Raw genomic sequence first — 17,025 nt, 5'->3', positions numbered from 1 at the left:
CGACTATATTATACCAAATTACGGGGGTTTTTCTGTTTTTATTTTATATTTTTGTTCATTTCCCATTATTTAGGTGGTGTTTTTCAGTGGTCTCGAACCGTCCCCCTGCTTCCTTTACCTTTGTTGCAGTGTGATGGGTTCATTTGCTTTTAGTGTTGCTTTGTATAAGGTTATATTTCCTTTGATGGTTGTTGGTGTGTTTGAGTTGGCTTTGAAGTTTTTGTTTAGTGCGAGTGTCCAGGCTGCTTCGTTGTCTTTTAGTAATACGATCGCGAGGGTACCGTATTGTTTGGTGTTTTCCCATGTGAATTGTTCTGTTGTATGGGTGTCTGTAATCGTAATTCCTTCTGGGTTGCTGACCAATGTAATATTTTCTCCTTGCCATTCCCCTTGTGTCTCTGGACCAACGTTATAATAGCTCACTCCGTCTCCCCGATCTCCGTATGTGGCGATGAATTGTTGGGTGGTATTTGCTTTTGATTTATAGGTAATAGTTGCAATGTCGTCGGCTAACCATTTTATTTTTGGGTTTTCGACTATTTCTCCGGGTAATTGCTCTTTTGGGCGAGCGAGGATACCGTAATGTGTTCTGTAGTAAGTAGCCTCTCCTTCATCTATATGTCTTTTAATCGAGAGTATTTGTTTAAAATCAGGTGAGATGCTTATGATTTGCTGGACTTCTTTGGTATTCGAGATTAATTGTCCCACCTGTACAGACATAAGAATGAGTGCGATACCTGCAATGATTAATCGCTTTCTTTTTATCATTGCTAAAATGAGCAGGTTTGCAAGTGATAAACTAATGATGAAGAGGATATTTATGATGTAAAATAACCGGTCATCAATATATTCTAGCTGATACTTTTTTTGAACGAATAAATATCCTAGTTGTAAGCAAAACAAAGCTACTGCTAGAAAAAATAGTCCCCAACCAATCATCTTTAGCGATTTCGGTTTATTCGGTTTCATTTGGTTGTACCTCCGTAGAAAAACTCCATGTTTTGCCATTGTCGACTGATGTGAATTTGCCTTTTACTTTTCCACCTAGATAATCGCCATTAGGACCTTGATTGATGAGAACGGATAGTTGGCTCTCATCTTTGAATGGTATTTCTGCCTGCACGAAGATTTGGTCATATTTTTCCGGAATATTGACAATCGACTTCGTCCAAGTGTTGCCTCCATCTTCGGTGACATATAAATCGGGTTCTACTGGATTAATTGTTCCATATGACATAAAACCTGTTTTTTCATTAATAAATCCACCATCTGCTAATAATCTAGTGACTCCGGTATTCGTTGCCTGATTCCAAGTTGCTCCGCCATCGTGTGTTGTATAGGCATTTGAGTATTCTTGTGACATTGTGCGATCACCGGAAAGAATCGCATAACCAAATTGGTCATTTAAAAATTCAATTTTTCGAAAGCGAAGGAATGGAAATGTATCTGTGATCATGCTGTCTTCCCATGTCTTTCCTTTGTCAACTGATGATGTGAAGACGACTTCTGTTGAATTTCCCTTTTCTATTGAGTATAAAAATCCAACTCGATTTTCTGATAAGAGATAACTGCCGGTGATTAACTGTTCTTTGTTGCCATTATATTCACCTGCAAATAATCGCTCTTTTTCAATCGGTACTTTTTTCCACTCTCCACCACCGTCATAGGTTATGTGCAGCTTGTTATTTTGTAAGGAGTAACTTATCTTGTCACTAGTTGCTCGGTTTAGTGTTTGACTTTTGTTTGGTTTGTTTGTATATGATTGTTCATTTATCGAGTGTTGTAGCCTTGGTTTTTTCAAATTTTGATGATTTTCATAATAGTAGTTTATAATGAATAAACTGAAAATCATCATTAATGAAACGAGAATGAGTAGCTTTTGCACGAACCTGCTCCTTTTGATAATTATTTTTATCTTCTCTTAAAGGTTCACAGGAGATAACATCAAGAGCCGAAGAAAAAACCTTTTACCCTTTTACCCCCAACCCCTTCTCTATTCTTTTCCTATCAACCTCTTCTACCCAATCATAATACTTCTCATAAAGTGGACTTAGCAAGTCTCGTTGATTGGCGATAATTTCACAGCCTCTGTCATCATAGATAAAGAAAATAATGTCCTTCGTCATGTTGACAATGAATACATCTGGATAACTATTTAAGGTTTTGCCAAACTTCGGTGTTAATGGGAAATCTTCATGGCTTGCTGCTTTAAGGAGTCCGCTTATGATTAAGTCCTCCCGTTTACATGGCACTGAAAATTGTTGCATTTCGAGTTGTTCCGCGTCATCTGACTCGAATGGATAAGGATATGTTTTAACTTTAATACGATATAAATCTTTTTTACACTTTAGAAACGATTGGTACACCTTTAGTTTCCTTGCTGCTACGGTTTTGTCCTTATATAAATTCGTCACAAGCAATAGTTCATCATCATTTTGAAACAATTCATCGAATAATGTTGTGATTTGCTTATAAACAAGCTTAAACCTTTCAAGGTTGAGTTCTCCAGTTTCTGTTAGTTGGTATATATCTCCACCGAGTGAAAAGTGAATGCCGATTTCCCATTGATAATAAATGCTTGGGACTAGTTCTAGCCTCGGAAATTTTAGCTTTAGGTAGTTCTCTATGTCCATTTACAAATTCTCTCTCTCTTATTGTTCTTGTTTAAGCATCGTTTTAGCTTTCCATGCTCTATCGTACCATATTTAACCAAGAACTTTTCATTACAATAGATTATTTTCTTATCATTCATCTGATTTTTCAGTATGGTAGTCTGATTTATATATTGATAATCTTTATTGTTAATGAGAACATTTAGGTAAACTTCAATTGAAAGGAGCGAACAAAGTGACTTTTAAAAGATATACAGAAGACCATTATGATGCATATTTATTTGTCCATTTTATCCATGAAGATATCGCGAGTGCAGATTCAGAACAAGTCTATTTTTCCGTTAGTACCGATGGATTACACTGGAAAACTCTTAATAATCACAAGCCAATTTTGAAATCAACATTAGGAGACTTAGGTGTTCGGGACCCTTTTATCATTCGTTCTCCTAAAGAAAAGAAATTTTATTTAATAGGCACTGATTTATCAATGTATTTTCGTGAGGATTGGGATGAGGTACAGAAAACGGGCAGTCAGCATATTGTCGTTTGGGAGTCTGAAGACTTGGTGAACTGGTCTGAGCAACGATTAGTAAAGGTTGGACCAGAAACTGCTGGCTGTGTTTGGGCGCCAGAGGCCATATATGATAAAGAAGCTGATGATTTCCTTGTGTTTTGGGCTTCACGTGAAAACTTCGGTACTGAAAAACATAAAATCTATTATTCTAAAACAAACGATTTTATAGATTTTACGGAGCCAAAAATTTATATTGAGCGTGAGAATCATATTATCGACACAACGATATATGAAGAAGATGGAATCTATTATCGCTTTTCTAAGGACGAGACTGTGAAAAGTATTACTGTTGAAGTTTCTGAACACCTACTTGAAGGGTTCACACCATTGGAAACGAACCTAAAAGAGATTATCGGTGTTGAAGGCCCTGCATGCTTTAAACTAAAAGGTGAAGAACGGTGGTGTCTATTACTCGACCATTATGCTACTGATAAAAAATATGTTCCCTACTATACGAGTCATTTAAAATCAGCTCAATTCACAAAGGGTGAAGTAGATTTGGATATACTTGTTAAGTCTAAGCATGGTGGTGTGATGACGATTACGTTGGATGAGTATGATGCTTTAGTGAAGGCTTATAGGTGAATAAACAAGTAAAAACAAAGTCTTCCACAAATGTCACAGACTTTGTTTTTTACCTGTTTTATTAAGTAAAAGATGATTGAACACTTGAAATTTACAATGAATTGATAGTCCTTATTCAAACGATGATGATTGTTCCGAAAGTAACCAGGGCAATCCCAATAAAAAATGTGAATCCCTTCATTACATTAGCTGGAAATCTATTTAAAAATTTAAATAAAAATTCAAACTCAATATATCCGCTTACCCCGATTGGGCCTGTGTCATGATAATCCCCTTTTTTTAGTCTGAAAGTTGATGAATAAAGGACAAAGATCCCCCAGAAAATAAGTAATAGCCCAATAAATATAGTCAATTTATTCACCTCACCTTTACTATATTGTTAGATTTAGTTTTGACGTATCTTTAGTTGAATTTTTAAAGTAGCATTCACGCGAAGATACTCTTTAAATAGCATTCGTTAACTAATCCACAAATCTTTCATATCTTTCGTTTGCCATTTATCATCATTGTAATGTACTTTAACCTCAATTCCAACTGCACCTAAACTAGAACGGTATTTTGAGCCCTCAAGTTGAACTTGATTGTTAAACGTATATTGAATGTTATCTATTGTGAGTAGAACTCCATCGAGACTCATCGTATCCTCGTCATATAATCCCTTTTCTTTTAACTGTTCGAATGTAGCTTCGAAAACATCTACATTGTAAGTTTCCTTTAATGACGTTAAGATGTACTCTTTATCATGTTGATTTATTTTTTCAAAATTCCCCATATCAATTGCAATGAATTTTACGTCTTTATTTAATGACTCATCCTGTTCCATTATCGTCTCCAATGCAACAATGTATATATCACGCATATGTTCCTTTGGCTTAACTTCTATACTGCAAGACATTAGAAAAAGAGGAAATATCAATAGTAAACTTATGTATTTGAATTTCAAATTTTTTACCTCCTTTACTATATAGACGGATTCCTATAGGTTTGGTTTCAAAATTATGGTTTTATTATGTTTTATCACTACTTTTACATATTGTGGAATTTGCAATGTGAAAGGGTCTACTGAATATCTTGTATTTATAATTTCAATTTGGAGCTCTAAAATACGTACGGATAGTAGTTCTTGAAGAGTTAGGTAGAAACTAGATAGCTCTACACAAAAAAGTTATTCTTGCACCAAAGATAATTAGTTTAAATTTACTGAATAGATTGAATTATTTATGGTTGTTTGATATAATTCTTTAGTCCTAATTTAAATAGATATAGAAAATGGGGGTTGTTTGTAATGGCAAAAGTATTATACGTTGTAGCGCATCCATTAGATGAAGAAAGGTCGTATTCTTTATCGATGGGAAGAGCCTTTATTGATTCGTACAAGAAAGTTTCTCCAGAGGATGAGATTGTCGAATTAAATCTTTATAAAGAGTATATTCCTGAAATTGATGCCGATATATTAGAGGGCTGGGCACATCTAGGTGCTGGTGGTAGCTTTGGAGAGCTTCGCAGTGAACAGCAAACAAAAATTGCAAGAATTAATGAATTAACTGATCAATTTATTGATGCTGATAAGTACGTCTTTGTTTCACCACTTTGGAATTATACGATACCTGCTAGATTTAAAGCATACATCGATACGTTTCTTATCGCGAGAAAAACGTTTAAATATACAGAAAATGGGTCTGTTGGCCTAATGACTGGAAAAAGAGCCGTTCACCTTCAAGCACGTGGTGGTATTTATACTGTTGGACCTATGAAGGATGCTGAACATGGAGACAGCTTATTACGAACAGCACTAGATTTGATTGGTGTTGAATTGGAAACGATTGTTGCCGAGGGACACGCGTATCAGCCAGAATTAGCTGAAAAAATTAAACATGATGCTATTGAAAATGCGGTTAGTGCAGCAGAGCGTTTTGCTAACGATTTGGTGAAGAGTTAATACATACATATTAAAAGGTTGCTTTTACTGGAAAGCAACCTTTTTTATATTCTACTCTTTTACATAGAGTTTCCTACAGATTATTTAGAATGTCAAAAACATTACAAAGGAAGATTTAGTTGCCATGAAACTCCAAAGCGGTCATTTACCCAACCAAACTTTTTACTGAAACCATAATTGTCCAAAGGCATTAGTTCTTGTCCACCTTCAACTAGTGTGTGATAAAGATTGTTAAGTTCTTGTTCACTATCACAAGTAACAAAGCTTGAGAAAGAAGGTGTAAAATCGAATTTGTGCTTGACGTAACTGTCAATACACATGTATTCTTGCCCCTTTAAAGTAAAAGTAGCTTGTAGTACAGTTCCTTCTGGTCCAGCTTCATTAGCCCCATATCTTACAATACTTGTAATTTCAGAGTCCTCAAATAATGATGTATAAAAGTTCATCGCTTCTTCTGCATTTCCATCTTGGAACATTAAAAATGGTGTAATCTTGCCCATTTTTATCGACCTCCTAAATATTCGGGTGTTTTTATAACAGATAATTTTTCTTATTGATTTTTAGTGCACAGGCACAGGTACTAGAATATGAAGAACAATTATTCATTTTCATAAATGTGATATTTACCTATTGCTAGTAGAGTTATTTTCATCAATTGTTGTCTTTTTACCTTTGCTAATATAAGGTTTTGCACTTCTTTTCTTGTTTGCACTAGCTTGCCAACGATTCCAGCCTTTCTTGTCTGTGCCTCTCCCTGTCCCGCCTTTTCCTTTAGCTTTACTCATAAATTCACCCCATTATATTCTCAATTACCTATTTGTTAGTTTTATTCTTTTTATTGGTTATTAACCAAATATTTTCATCCACTTGTATCCTTCTAAAACATTTGTATATCGTCTTAAACATAGTTGCTTTGGGTTAATACTTATTTCACATAAATCGTTTTACACTTTTATGACTAACCTAAACATTTTTTCAAGAAACCAAATAATATAAAAGCATACGCATTCTAAACCCTTTTCCTCTATTTCCTCATGATACAGCAATAGCTTTCATAACACACTCTTTAAATTTGCTAACCTGAAGATTATTGGTACATAAATTTATATTCTTTTTTACTGTTTCAGGTTTAAAATTGAACTTATTAGTTTTACTCGCAAACTCTAACTTATATAAAATGGTGGCTTGCTGTGATTATCCATATATAACCAGATGCCTAAATATTAAAAACAATAGCTTGGTAAGATTAACCAAGCTATTGTTTAGCATTTTCATCTATTACAATAATATTTTAACTATTTTCCGTTTTCCAACTTGTACGATTAAACCATCAGTCACTGAAACGACTAATGCTGGATCTTCAACCTTGATTTCATTTAGTTTGATGCCCCTGTTATTAATCATTCTACGTGCTTCACTTTTTGAGGTTAATAACTGCAGCTCGACTAGTAAATCTGTTACTAATATTTCTGTATCACCATTCCATGTTATTTCGGGAATGTCCGTTGGTAAGTTACGTTGTTGGAAAACGGTAATGAAGTGTTGTTGTGCCGCTTCAGCAGCTTCTTCTCCATGGTACATCGTGACAATTGTCTTTCCTAACAGCATTTTTGCATCTCTTGGGTGCAATTCACCTATTTCAATTTGTTGTTTGAGTGTTTTCAGTTGGTCTGGTGTAAAGTTTGTGACTAATTCAAAGTATTTTATCATTAATTGGTCTGGTATGGACATCGCTTTTCCGTACATTTCTTGTGGGCTTTCATCAATTCCGATGTAGTTTTTCTTTGACTTTGACATTTTTTCGACTCCGTCAAGGCCTTCTAGTAACGGCATCAACAAAGCGACTTGTTTTTCTTTGTTAAACTTTTCTTGAAAATGTCTGCCCATTAAAATGTTAAAATGCTGGTCGGTTCCACCTAGTTCGATATCACATTCTAACATGACGGAATCATAGCCTTGCATTAATGGGTAAAAGAATTCATGTAAAGAAATTGGTTTTTTAAAGGCGATTCGTTCCTCAAAGTCATCACGTTCTAATAGCCTCGCGACAGTTATTTTCCCGGCCAATTGGATGACGTCCTCGAAGTTTAGCTTTGATAGCCATTTTGAATTGTAGTGTAATTCTACCTTTTCCATGTCAATGACTTTAGCAAACTGTTCGAAGTACGTTTTTGCATTAAATTTTACTTCTTCGTCTGTTAATTGCTTTCTTGCGACTGATTTTCCAGTTGGGTCACCAATTTTACCTGTAAAATCACCTATGATTAATTGGATGAGGTGACCATTTTCTTGAAATTGTCTCATTTTATTAAGGACTACCGTGTGTCCAAGGTGGACATCAGGTGCTGATGGGTCTAAGCCTAGTTTTATTTTTAACGGTCTGTTTTCTAGTATTGACGTTGCAAGTTTTTGTTCTAGCTCTTCTGTGGGAATAATTTCTTGTACTCCTTGGCTGTAAATCGCCATTTGTCGTTTCACTTCCGATTGTTGTTCCTTTGTTAGTTGTTCAATTAATTGATTCATTTAACTTCCTCCTAAAGTTGATTTATTTCGGATAAATGGATATAAAAAAGACCACATCCCTCCAAAAAAGGGACGTGGTCTTTTCGTTACACGCGGTACCACCCTTGTTGAAGGTCAATAGCCTTCCACTCAATGAATAACGGTTTATCCGTTCGTTGCCATTACTTTTTGGCAAAGAAAGCTCAAGGAATGTAATTCGTGTTATCTTTGTATCGATTTGCACCAACCATCGACTCTCTGAACCCAGGGAGATAACGACTACTCGATTTCCTATCATCGCATTTTATTCAGTTGTCATTAGAACTGGTTATCTCTTATGACTTTTCTTAGTAAGCTTGAAATAAGCTTTTGTTCATCATTTGATAGTCCTGATACAACGTTTACCTCGCCTTCGTGGAAGTGTGGGTAAAGTTCTTCTATCACTTTTCTCCCCTTTTCAGTTAATACAACATATGTCATTCTTCGGTCTCGAGGGTCTGTTTTACGAAAGCATAAGTCTTTTTGCTCTAATGTTTTCGTTATATTGCTAATCGTTGCTTTGGAGACACCTGCTGATTCTGCTAGTTTTTTTGTCTCGACTGACTCCCAAATCCATAGGTCATAAATAATTGAAAAGGCTGTCCATGATAAGCCGTATTCAGATAAAACTTCTCGTTCCATTTTATTTCGTAAGCCTTGGGCAATTCGGTAAATATTTGTGACAATGGCGATTGCATCTAGATTTAGTGAATGGGACGTTTTTGTTAAGTGATTAATTGTGTCGATTTCTTCAGGAAGGAGCTCCCCATCTTCATTAAAGATATGAATGTTAACCACCTCGGTGAATTTTCATAATCGTTAGCTATGAAACGATTTTAGCAGATTGGTTTTTGGAATGCAAGATTAAATATATTTAAATTGTTTTTTTGGAGCCGATTGCGAGATTTGCAATGAATTCATTACATGCTCGTCAGGCTAGGAAAGCAAAGGCATTGAATCTTTAAGAAAAAGTATAGCCGATTGGTTTTTTTATGACCTATCGGCTCTTTATATGGAAAAATTATGATAGGATTGATGCTTTAGGTAAGAATACTTCCCACGATGATTCATCTTATTTATGCAGCTCCAGAGGTTCTATTTTCCCCCAATTGTGGTTGTGATAAATGAATGACAATACAGTTGCTCCAACAATACTTGGTAGTAGTATGAAAGCAAAAAATTGGAGTGTCATCATTCCATTCACTTCGAAATGGCCATGGACCGGTCCTAGAATTTGGGTTGCTGTCATCATGCCAACATGAAATCCAATTGATATCCACATTGTTCCTGATATCGATCTAAACACACCTAAGATGATGGCAAAACCGGGAGTAAATTGAAGCTGTTCTACAGAATACATGGCGCCAATAGAAAAGGCAAAAAGCGAAAACATTAGTGACTGTAATAGGATTGTTACCCAATGAGGGAAGACTCCATTTAAGTAGCGGTATATATATCCTCTAAAAATAAATTCTTCAGGTAATGCTTCAATCAAAAATACTGTGATAAATAAGATTAAGATACTGAACAACAAGTTATTGATAGTTGTATTCAGAATTATTTCACTCCACCCGAGTACTAAGCAAATAATTGTCCCCATAGCTGCGGGTATTAGCCAGAGAGAAAAGCCTAAAGAGAACGAAGAGATATTCTTTTTAAACGTTCTATGTCCGAGATGTTTCCATTGAATTTTATCGATTTTTAATGTTGTTTGTAAGAGGAACATGGTTAATATCGTCGTCATGACAGCAATTATAAAATGACTTGCTCGACTATACTCTTCACCGATAAGCAGACCATTAAGGTATGCGATAAACCACCAGATTACAATACTTAAAGCTAATACAACTAAAATTCTCAACCATATTGACCTTAGAATAAACGGACTCACTTTAACCAATATGCCCCTCCTCCAACATTAGCGATTTTAAATGATATCCCAGTCATCTCATATTTGCTTTTATGTCAGTCGTTACATGCTGATAAATAAGAAACGTACAAACAATAAACTGCCCAATGTTAGAATGTTATCGTTTGTCACGAGAAATAGAATCGTTCAACTTCTTACGGTATTTATCTTTCCAAGTTTTCTCATCTTTCACTAATTCGTCGCAGAAAGTAGCCACGTCCTCACCTGTAAGTGAAGTGACTTCCTTACCTTCAGCTGCACCTTCCTCAAATAAATCTAGAATGCCGCCAAAGATACGGCTGTTGTCCTTCCAGTCTGTGGGACCAGCTCCAGTATTCCACAAATATTTTTGGATTGCTTTGTATGCATTGTTGTATTCACTTGGAAGTGCCTTCGCTCGTGCTTCCATCTGTTTCCACTCTCGCTTATCATCAAAACTTCCGATAACTTTTTCAAATATACTCATTTTACATTCTCCTTTTTGTTTTCATTCATCTTTAGTTCATTCATTTTGCTTGCGATAAATTCCCATTTTTCCCAAAAAGACATGAGTTTCTCTTGACCTGCACTGTTGAGTGTGTAAAATTTTCTCGGTGGCCCCATAGTAGATGGCTTTTTCTCGATATTCACGAGATTGTTTTTCTCTAGTCGCATCGTAATCGTATAAACAGTTCCTTCAACGACATCCGTGAACCCAAGATTTCTAAGTTGCTGCGTGATTTCATAGCCATAAGTTTCACCACGGCTGATGATTTCTAGCACACACCCCTCAAGCACCCCTTTCAGCATTTCTGTGATGTTCTCCATTTGTTACCTCCATTTAAAGTTTAGGTATTCAGTATTACTAACTACCAGTATATAGTATTACTAATTAGCAGTAAACGTCAAATAATTTTATCCACAAAAGCGCCCTTTTTTCGAATTATGTATGTTTTCCCTTCCTTCTATTCTTCTTTCATACAAAAAAGAAAATGCGATACCTCTTTATGAAGTATCGCTAAGTCTATATAATCACCTTTTTGTATCTATTCCTTCAAAAATTCTTGCTTCAACAATGAATACATATATAAATCATCAAATTTACCGTTTGTATATTCATAGTGTCTTAATAGACCTTCTCTAATAAAACCGAGCTTTTCGATTAGCCTTAATGATCGCAGATTTGGTGGTTCTATTAAGGCTTCAATTCTATGAATATTCATATGTTCAAATCCATAGCTTATGATAGCTTCTAGTGCCTCATAAGCTATCCCCTTCCCCCAATGGTCCCTGCTTAATTCAAAACCAATTTCAGTGCGAAAATGCTGAGAAACATTGTTATGAAAACCGCAGCTGCCGATTACAATTCCTCGTTCTTTTATGGTGATCCCCCATCTAATACCTGTTTTGTTGGATTCTATAGATTGATACCATGAAATCTCATCTAAGGCATCGTTTATTGATGTAAAAGGTGCTAAACCATAGTACTTCATTACTTCTTTATCAGAAAGGTAGATTAAAATACTTTTTGCATCATCCTTAGTAATTTTTCTTAATATTAATCTTTTTGTCTCAATTACAGGAAATGAATCTATAGACATCGTAACCTTTCCTCCCCCATTCACAATTTTTCTTTTTTAATAAGTGAATTAACTTCTAATGTTCATTGGGTAAAGAACTTTTTATTTCTAATGAGAAATTAGAACTACCTGTAAGCGGGACTCGAGAGCACGTTCTTGGCGGCTTAAAAATTGAAAACCGACGAAGATAATTAAAAAAGACAGCTTTAAGCCGTCTACATTATCAATAAATAGGGGAACAACTCTATTTACTAATCACAACTTTCTCTTGTTCTAATGTTTCTTTGCGTATTTGCTTTAAGCCGAAAAGTATCCGGAGAAAGTTAACTTGACGAATCGCATAATGGTACAAACACATGATGGCAGCAAATGCTGTTATTACAAGTAAAAATAATTTTAAAGGAACCACCCAATCTAAAGTATAGATAAAAAATCCTAATAGAATAATAATAGGTTGATGAAGGATATAGAACGGCATAGATGCTTCACTCGTATATTTTAGTATTCGATTAGATTTATTCATGTACTTGTTTCCCAAGAATAGGGTAAAGAATAGCATGTTCCATACTATAACGACACGAATAATCATGAATATTGCCCAACTGATGGATACATCCTCCGGAAAACCATAGAACAGTACCCAGTATAAATATATAGCTGAGCTAAGGATACTTAAAATACCAGACAGATAGCCTATTTTACGGACAAATACCCTTATTTGTTTTCTTGAAAAAAAGTAATACCCAGTGATATATAAGAGAAAATAAAAGATGATTCCCCAGCTCGCTAAATTTAAAACACACTACACTTTATATGAAAGTAAAGTGCACCTTCTATAAAGAAAGGATAAAATACTGTGTACTCCGCGTTTTATCTAATCTTTCTTTGTTTAATGAACCCTAATACGATTGGGATAAGGGTTCCTGCTAAGGTAATAGGAAGAAACCATATTCCAAATCCATTTCCTATACCTAATGCAATTGACACAGTTTCAAATGAAATGAATGCAAAGATGATGAGGCAGATATTTTTTAATTGATTGATAAGTTTTCGACTTACTAAGTAGAACTCTTTCGCATTATCTTTATTTATCCGTTGTGGATAATTGTGTGTTTCTGGAAAACGTTCAAATAATTGCATCATAATCGCAAGAAATGCACCGATTATTGGTAAGATAATCAGTTCCACCTTTGAACCCCAACGGTCTACTTCCCCTAGCGCATTAAAATGTGCCGGAACTTTGTCAGGAAGTCCGTTCCAATGGTAGATTAAAAAGCCTAACGAGCCTAAATAAAATGAAAACCCGATGATATCCCAAACCCATTCAATCTTTGTTTTATCAATGTGTATTTTCGTTTTATTCCAAGAATTTGTCATCCTGATAAACCCCTTCCTTTTCGATACGACTAACAGGCTTTAGTTGGAGGAAAAGTGTTGCTTCTTATCAAAAATTGGTTTTGTACCGTATAAATGTATACCCTTACATTTTTAAAAGCTATTCAGAATCATTGTAATGTAATTTACTTCAATTATAAATGCTTCCTTTTTATATGGAAACCGTACAGACATCTCCAATTATCCATATTGTAATATGGAAGTGTAATCACCTCATTACCTTTTTATTGTCTAATAAATAGATTTATATAGTCTAATAGGAATTATATGATATAATTGGATAAAACTGTTATAAATAAAGCAAAAAGGTGTTTAACTTGAAATTAAAAATTATCTTACTAATTATCACAATATTATTAGTTACTATCAGCTCAATACTATTAGTTCGAAATAATCTATTTGGTATAAAAGATTATATAAGCGAACATGAATTTATTTTAAATATAAATGATTTGAAGGCGAGGTATGATGAAAATCATGTTTTAAAAAATAGTATAAGAGATTATGAACAATTAAAAGTTGAAAAACATTTAATAGAATCTGAAAATGAATTATTAACGGAAATGAAAAATAAGGTAAAAGAGTATGCTGAATATCAGCCAATCGTTGCGACCGTGTATTCAAGAGGGCTAGATTCGAAACAACCTCAAGAATGGTATAACACGCTAGTTATTGATAAGGGTGCAGAGGATAATATTAAGAAAAACACACCTGTTACCACGACCGAAGGACTTATTGGTCAAGTACATAAAGTATATGATAAGACGGCGACCGTCAAATTGTTAACAAGTACGACTAGAAGAAATTTAATAACAGCAACTTTAGAAAATGACCAATCAGTCTCAGGTATGATTGAAAATTATGATTTAGAGAATGATCATCTATTATTTACGAAAATTGACTTAAAAAAAGAAATCGAGGTCGGTAGTATTGTCACGACATCGAATCTAAATTCATTTTTTCCCCCTAACTTAAAAATCGGCGAGGTTATTGAAGTAACTGCCGATAACTATGGGCTTACGAAAATAGCAAAAGTTAAACCTGCTGCTGATTTTAATGATATTAGTTATGTGATTTTATTGCAAAAGTTTCAATAATAGTTGTAATAAAGGAGCTTCGAGGAGAAGTTCCTTTTTGCTGTGAAATTGTAATTATCACTGTTTAGAATAAAGGTTATGAATATGCATAAAAATCTTATTAAAAAAATTTTATTTTTCAGAGGTTCTCGATTGGAAGGTCGGTTATATCGGAGGAATAGATAACCGTATACCACCTTGTATAATATTGATAGCCTGCACTCAGTGTATGTTTCCCTTTTTCAAATATTAATGAATTTGAGATTTCGTTCCTCTCGACAAAACGTCATCCTTCATCCTCCATTAAGTTAATGAATGGTTCCATTTCCTCGAGTTTAACTAAATATCCGTAAGTTTTATCATTCGTACCTGCTTCCTTAACTTCTGCTATATCATGATCTTGTATAATCATTTTTGAAATAGCGATGGCTAATGGAATAGGGTTCCCTTCTTGAAAGATTACGTCTTTTTTTTGAATGATGAAGATTGTTATTAGGCTAAATATTAGAATCATACTAATAAAGAATTTTGGTTTAAGCATATCATTTACCCTTCATTTATTTATCAATTGCTTTTTTTATTTTATCATTTTTCTTTTTACTTCTAACTATATAACCAGCAAGAAAAAAGCACGCAATACCTATAATTTTAATGATTATATGACCTAAATTCCCTAAATTATCAATCGTTAATGCATATAATAAAGACCCGATTAATATGAGTATAATTGCAATTAACCATTTCAATTAATTATTTCCTCTCTATGTATATCTTATGTTTAACAACTTTCACTTGTATTCAAGGCAAGAAGATGTTGATAAAGGCTTGCAAAGAAAATAGAATAGCCTACCAAATAGTAATAGCCCCCTTCATATTACTCGACGATAAGAAAACGAAAAAGTTCCATAAGAGATTTACTTTGTATTACAATTACGTAAAAAAGTGATTATTGTTTATAGTGATTAATCAATACTGAATATTTTTTAGCAACTAACATAGCACCACGACTATTTAAATGAATCCCATCTAACGTCAAGTGAAGTCCTCGTTTTCTAGATAAGCGGTCGATGCTAGTTTGGCTTTTATAAAACAGTACATCCTTCATGACAGTGAATATACTGGTACTGATGTATTCAGAACTAGTGACTTGCGTTAGGTGCTTCTCAAATACAGACTGCATATGTAAGAAGGTAATATGTTCATGTTTCATCGATATGGACTCAATTAATGCAGACAAACTCTTAATTTCACAATTTGAAGAATTCGATAGATTCTCGCCTACGATTGCCGGTGACACAATTACAATATGCTTAGCTGCAGGAATGACAATGTCTAGCACTTTAATGAAGTAATCACTAAATTCTTGGTGGTCTTCGGCGATCGGTTGAGCTTTCACTTTTAATAATTTTGTATAAACATCATTTACCCCTATCCGCAGGAATAGTACGTCATAATCCATGTCTAATTTAGTTTTAGTTAACCGAGAATATAGACTTTTCACTGTTTCTCCTGGCTTTCCTAGATTTACAAATGATATAGATGAGTATTTCTTTTGAAGTATTGTAGCAAAGGATACTCCTGGACGGCCTTCTGTTAAACTATCACCAATTAGTCCAATTTTTATGATAATTCCCTCCCTTGTTTCGTTGCTAGAGACATAATTCAAACAATCGATGAAAACCTTATCATTTCATAGTGCTCGTAATTTGCATATAACATCAAATACCTTTAATTTTGAGCAAATTTCGATTGTTCTGATTTTATGATAGATTAATTAACAGATTAAATGAATATATTTTGTAATTAGTTGATAAATTGTCACATTTTTCTAAAATAAATACTACGGTAACATAGTCTACGTTTAATGCATAATAAAAAAGCGATACCCTCTAATGAAGTATCGCACCCGAAGCTACTTTTTATACTCCTATACTATTATAAGAGATACATATTCGTGTAGAAAGATATGCCTTTACTCTATCTATTATTATTAGAAAGATGGGATTCAAATAAATCAATTATTTCTAAAAATCTTTCTGCCTCTCTAAAGGTATGATCGGCCAGAAGAGGGTGAATATTGCTCTTGATACGGCATGCCTCTATTAAATCTCTTGCTGTTTTCTTAAAGTCTCTTAATGAGGCGACTGAAACTCTATTTTGATCGAGGAACTGGTCAAGGATTGGTTCCGTTTGTGATTGTGGGCGCATTGAATCCAAATCAATTGCTTGGAAAACTAATTGGTCGAAATCATGACTAAATTCTCTCGCCTGCTCGACTAGCTTTCGTTCGGAAGGATCTAATAGGTGTCCTATAAACTTGGCATGGTCAGCCATAATTCTTAGAAAAAATAGATTCTCTTGAATGATCGTGTCTGGTTCGGGTGCAAGTCTACCTTCGTTGAGGTCTTTTAAACGATTTGCAAAGTAGGCTGCTTCTCTACTAACATGGTCAATGAGTAGCGCATAGTTATTCGTACGTATTTCACAGCGTAACGTTAAGCCTAATACTTTTCTTTTGTAGCTCCAAATCGCAACTGCTGCTTGGTAAACTTCATTGTTAAAAGCTTGAATTTGACGTATGTCTGTGTTGACACTATACTTCGACAACTTCTCTTCGATACGTTCAAAGAGGTCAATAAACTGTTGCGCTTCTGCAATTAATTGTGATTGTTCATGTGTAAAACCGAGGCTTAAAAATAGAGCGTGTTCCTTCATAATTCTTGACCAAAACCGAATTTCATCCAATGATCTCGTGACGATTGGGTTTGGGTTTGCCATATTATGATTAAGCATTTTTTCTCCTCCTCATTTCCACTTCCTTTCCATATATATGCA

The 17,025-nt window shown here is 34.5% G+C and carries 21 protein-coding genes, 1 pseudogene and 1 other annotated feature; of the genes and pseudogenes, 3 read left to right on the top strand and 19 right to left on the bottom strand.

The genetic code is table 11. The features are described from left to right. Positions 1-114: 114 nt before the first annotated feature. From J2S19_RS22025 to J2S19_RS22015, 3 genes are all read right to left on the bottom strand, one after another. Positions 115-969 carry a hypothetical protein gene (locus J2S19_RS22025; protein WP_307346542.1) on the bottom strand — a complete coding sequence of 285 codons (855 nt, stop codon included), beginning with the start codon at positions 967-969 and terminating at the stop codon, positions 115-117. Beyond that, complete coding sequence (locus J2S19_RS22020) at positions 956-1,885, bottom strand: DUF6242 domain-containing protein (RefSeq protein ID WP_307346540.1); 930 nt, start codon at positions 1,883-1,885, stop codon at positions 956-958. The genes J2S19_RS22025 and J2S19_RS22020 overlap by 14 nt, the downstream gene beginning before the upstream one ends. An 82-nt stretch (positions 1,886-1,967) precedes the next feature. After that, a complete protein-coding gene (locus J2S19_RS22015) occupies positions 1,968-2,633 on the bottom strand; it encodes a DUF3885 domain-containing protein (RefSeq protein ID WP_307346537.1) in 666 nt (221 codons plus the stop codon). Positions 2,634-2,847: 214 nt separating this feature from the next. Here J2S19_RS22015 and J2S19_RS22010 point away from each other — a divergent pair, with 214 nt between their 5' ends. After that, positions 2,848-3,771 (top strand): glycoside hydrolase family 43 protein, encoded by a 924-nt coding sequence (locus tag J2S19_RS22010; RefSeq protein ID WP_307346535.1) that lies wholly within the window; start codon positions 2,848-2,850, stop codon positions 3,769-3,771. A 115-nt stretch (positions 3,772-3,886) separates the two neighbouring features. On the opposite strand, the gene J2S19_RS22005 is transcribed toward J2S19_RS22010, so the two are convergent. Then, the gene (locus J2S19_RS22005; protein ID WP_307346533.1) at positions 3,887-4,123 is read right to left on the bottom strand and encodes a hypothetical protein; all 237 of its coding nucleotides are present in this window, start codon (positions 4,121-4,123) and stop codon (positions 3,887-3,889) included. A 105-nt stretch (positions 4,124-4,228) separates the two neighbouring features. Further along, on the bottom strand, positions 4,229-4,714 hold the full coding sequence (locus tag J2S19_RS22000; protein WP_307346530.1) for a peptide ABC transporter substrate-binding protein: 486 nt from the start codon (positions 4,712-4,714) through the stop codon (positions 4,229-4,231). A gap of 342 nt (positions 4,715-5,056) precedes the next feature. Between J2S19_RS22000 and J2S19_RS21995 the strand changes: the two genes are divergently transcribed. Further along, the gene (locus J2S19_RS21995; RefSeq protein WP_307346527.1) at positions 5,057-5,710 is read left to right on the top strand and encodes an NAD(P)H-dependent oxidoreductase; all 654 of its coding nucleotides are present in this window, start codon (positions 5,057-5,059) and stop codon (positions 5,708-5,710) included. A gap of 101 nt (positions 5,711-5,811) precedes the next feature. Here J2S19_RS21995 and J2S19_RS21990 read toward each other — a convergent pair whose 3' ends face one another. The 10 genes from J2S19_RS21990 to J2S19_RS21945 form a co-directional block, all read right to left on the bottom strand. Next, a complete protein-coding gene (locus tag J2S19_RS21990) occupies positions 5,812-6,210 on the bottom strand; it encodes a VOC family protein (RefSeq protein WP_307346524.1) in 399 nt (132 codons plus the stop codon). A gap of 123 nt (positions 6,211-6,333) precedes the next feature. Beyond that, entirely contained in the window at positions 6,334-6,495 is a 162-nt protein-coding gene (locus J2S19_RS21985; RefSeq protein WP_307346522.1) for a DUF3934 domain-containing protein, read from the bottom strand. Positions 6,496-6,988: 493 nt separating this feature from the next. Next, positions 6,989-8,233, bottom strand: coding sequence for a tyrosine--tRNA ligase (gene tyrS, locus J2S19_RS21980; RefSeq protein WP_307346521.1), 1,245 nt, complete (start codon positions 8,231-8,233; stop codon positions 6,989-6,991). 65 nt (positions 8,234-8,298) lie between these two features. Beyond that, positions 8,299-8,519, bottom strand: a binding site (T-box leader). 11 nt (positions 8,520-8,530) lie between these two features. Further along, positions 8,531-9,040, bottom strand: a complete 510-nt coding sequence (locus J2S19_RS21975; protein WP_307346555.1) for a MarR family transcriptional regulator — start codon at positions 9,038-9,040, stop codon at positions 8,531-8,533. 283 nt (positions 9,041-9,323) lie between these two features. Beyond that, complete coding sequence (locus J2S19_RS21970) at positions 9,324-10,142, bottom strand: CPBP family intramembrane glutamic endopeptidase (RefSeq protein WP_307346551.1); 819 nt, start codon at positions 10,140-10,142, stop codon at positions 9,324-9,326. 136 nt (positions 10,143-10,278) lie between these two features. After that, positions 10,279-10,626 carry a DUF1048 domain-containing protein gene (locus J2S19_RS21965; RefSeq protein ID WP_307346518.1) on the bottom strand — a complete coding sequence of 116 codons (348 nt, stop codon included), beginning with the start codon at positions 10,624-10,626 and terminating at the stop codon, positions 10,279-10,281. Next, positions 10,623-10,967, bottom strand: a complete 345-nt coding sequence (locus J2S19_RS21960; protein WP_307346515.1) for a PadR family transcriptional regulator — start codon at positions 10,965-10,967, stop codon at positions 10,623-10,625. Before J2S19_RS21960 ends, J2S19_RS21965 begins: the two co-directional genes overlap by 4 nt. A gap of 218 nt (positions 10,968-11,185) precedes the next feature. After that, entirely contained in the window at positions 11,186-11,740 is a 555-nt protein-coding gene (locus tag J2S19_RS21955) for a GNAT family N-acetyltransferase (protein ID WP_307346513.1), read from the bottom strand. Between the two features lie 223 nt (positions 11,741-11,963). Next, on the bottom strand, positions 11,964-12,491 hold the full coding sequence (locus J2S19_RS21950; RefSeq protein ID WP_307346548.1) for an acyltransferase family protein: 528 nt from the start codon (positions 12,489-12,491) through the stop codon (positions 11,964-11,966). A 98-nt stretch (positions 12,492-12,589) separates the two neighbouring features. Further along, positions 12,590-13,096 (bottom strand): DUF1648 domain-containing protein, encoded by a 507-nt coding sequence (locus J2S19_RS21945; RefSeq protein ID WP_307346510.1) that lies wholly within the window; start codon positions 13,094-13,096, stop codon positions 12,590-12,592. A 335-nt stretch (positions 13,097-13,431) separates the two neighbouring features. Here J2S19_RS21945 and mreC point away from each other — a divergent pair, with 335 nt between their 5' ends. Then, on the top strand, positions 13,432-14,211 hold the full coding sequence (gene mreC / locus J2S19_RS21940; protein ID WP_307346507.1) for a rod shape-determining protein MreC: 780 nt from the start codon (positions 13,432-13,434) through the stop codon (positions 14,209-14,211). A gap of 118 nt (positions 14,212-14,329) precedes the next feature. Here the strand turns inward: mreC and J2S19_RS21935 are convergent. From J2S19_RS21935 to J2S19_RS21920, 4 genes and pseudogenes are all read right to left on the bottom strand, one after another. Continuing rightward, a pseudogene (locus J2S19_RS21935) lies at positions 14,330-14,731 on the bottom strand (hypothetical protein). Positions 14,732-14,747: 16 nt separating this feature from the next. Further along, entirely contained in the window at positions 14,748-14,936 is a 189-nt protein-coding gene (locus tag J2S19_RS21930; protein WP_307346503.1) for a hypothetical protein, read from the bottom strand. Between the two features lie 200 nt (positions 14,937-15,136). Then, entirely contained in the window at positions 15,137-15,856 is a 720-nt protein-coding gene (locus J2S19_RS21925; RefSeq protein WP_307346500.1) for an SGNH/GDSL hydrolase family protein, read from the bottom strand. 311 nt (positions 15,857-16,167) lie between these two features. After that, a complete protein-coding gene (locus J2S19_RS21920; protein WP_370875191.1) occupies positions 16,168-16,983 on the bottom strand; it encodes a DUF2935 domain-containing protein in 816 nt (271 codons plus the stop codon). Between the last annotated feature and the right edge of the window lie 42 nt (positions 16,984-17,025).

The sequence above is a fragment of the Metabacillus malikii genome (assembly GCF_030813355.1).
Lineage (GTDB): Bacteria > Bacillota > Bacilli > Bacillales > Bacillaceae > Metabacillus > Metabacillus malikii.
Note: the sequence above shows the minus strand (reverse complement) of the source record. Positions and strands in the feature narration are given on the sequence as shown.

What these genes read in the sequence shown, in the direction of transcription:
- J2S19_RS22025 (WP_307346542.1), bottom strand. Translation starts at nt 969, where the DNA reads ATGAAACCGAATAAACCGAAATCGCTAAAGATGATTGGTTGGGGACTA.
- J2S19_RS22015 (WP_307346537.1), bottom strand. Translation starts at nt 2,633, where the DNA reads ATGGACATAGAGAACTACCTAAAGCTAAAATTTCCGAGGCTAGAACTA.
- J2S19_RS21995 (WP_307346527.1), top strand. Translation starts at nt 5,057, where the DNA reads ATGGCAAAAGTATTATACGTTGTAGCGCATCCATTAGATGAAGAAAGG.
- J2S19_RS21990 (WP_307346524.1), bottom strand. Translation starts at nt 6,210, where the DNA reads ATGGGCAAGATTACACCATTTTTAATGTTCCAAGATGGAAATGCAGAA.
- J2S19_RS21985 (WP_307346522.1), bottom strand. Translation starts at nt 6,495, where the DNA reads ATGAGTAAAGCTAAAGGAAAAGGCGGGACAGGGAGAGGCACAGACAAG.
- tyrS (WP_307346521.1), bottom strand. Translation starts at nt 8,233, where the DNA reads ATGAATCAATTAATTGAACAACTAACAAAGGAACAACAATCGGAAGTG.
- J2S19_RS21965 (WP_307346518.1), bottom strand. Translation starts at nt 10,626, where the DNA reads ATGAGTATATTTGAAAAAGTTATCGGAAGTTTTGATGATAAGCGAGAG.
- J2S19_RS21960 (WP_307346515.1), bottom strand. Translation starts at nt 10,967, where the DNA reads ATGGAGAACATCACAGAAATGCTGAAAGGGGTGCTTGAGGGGTGTGTG.
- J2S19_RS21955 (WP_307346513.1), bottom strand. Translation starts at nt 11,740, where the DNA reads ATGTCTATAGATTCATTTCCTGTAATTGAGACAAAAAGATTAATATTA.
- J2S19_RS21945 (WP_307346510.1), bottom strand. Translation starts at nt 13,096, where the DNA reads ATGACAAATTCTTGGAATAAAACGAAAATACACATTGATAAAACAAAG.
- J2S19_RS21920 (WP_370875191.1), bottom strand. Translation starts at nt 16,983, where the DNA reads ATGCTTAATCATAATATGGCAAACCCAAACCCAATCGTCACGAGATCA.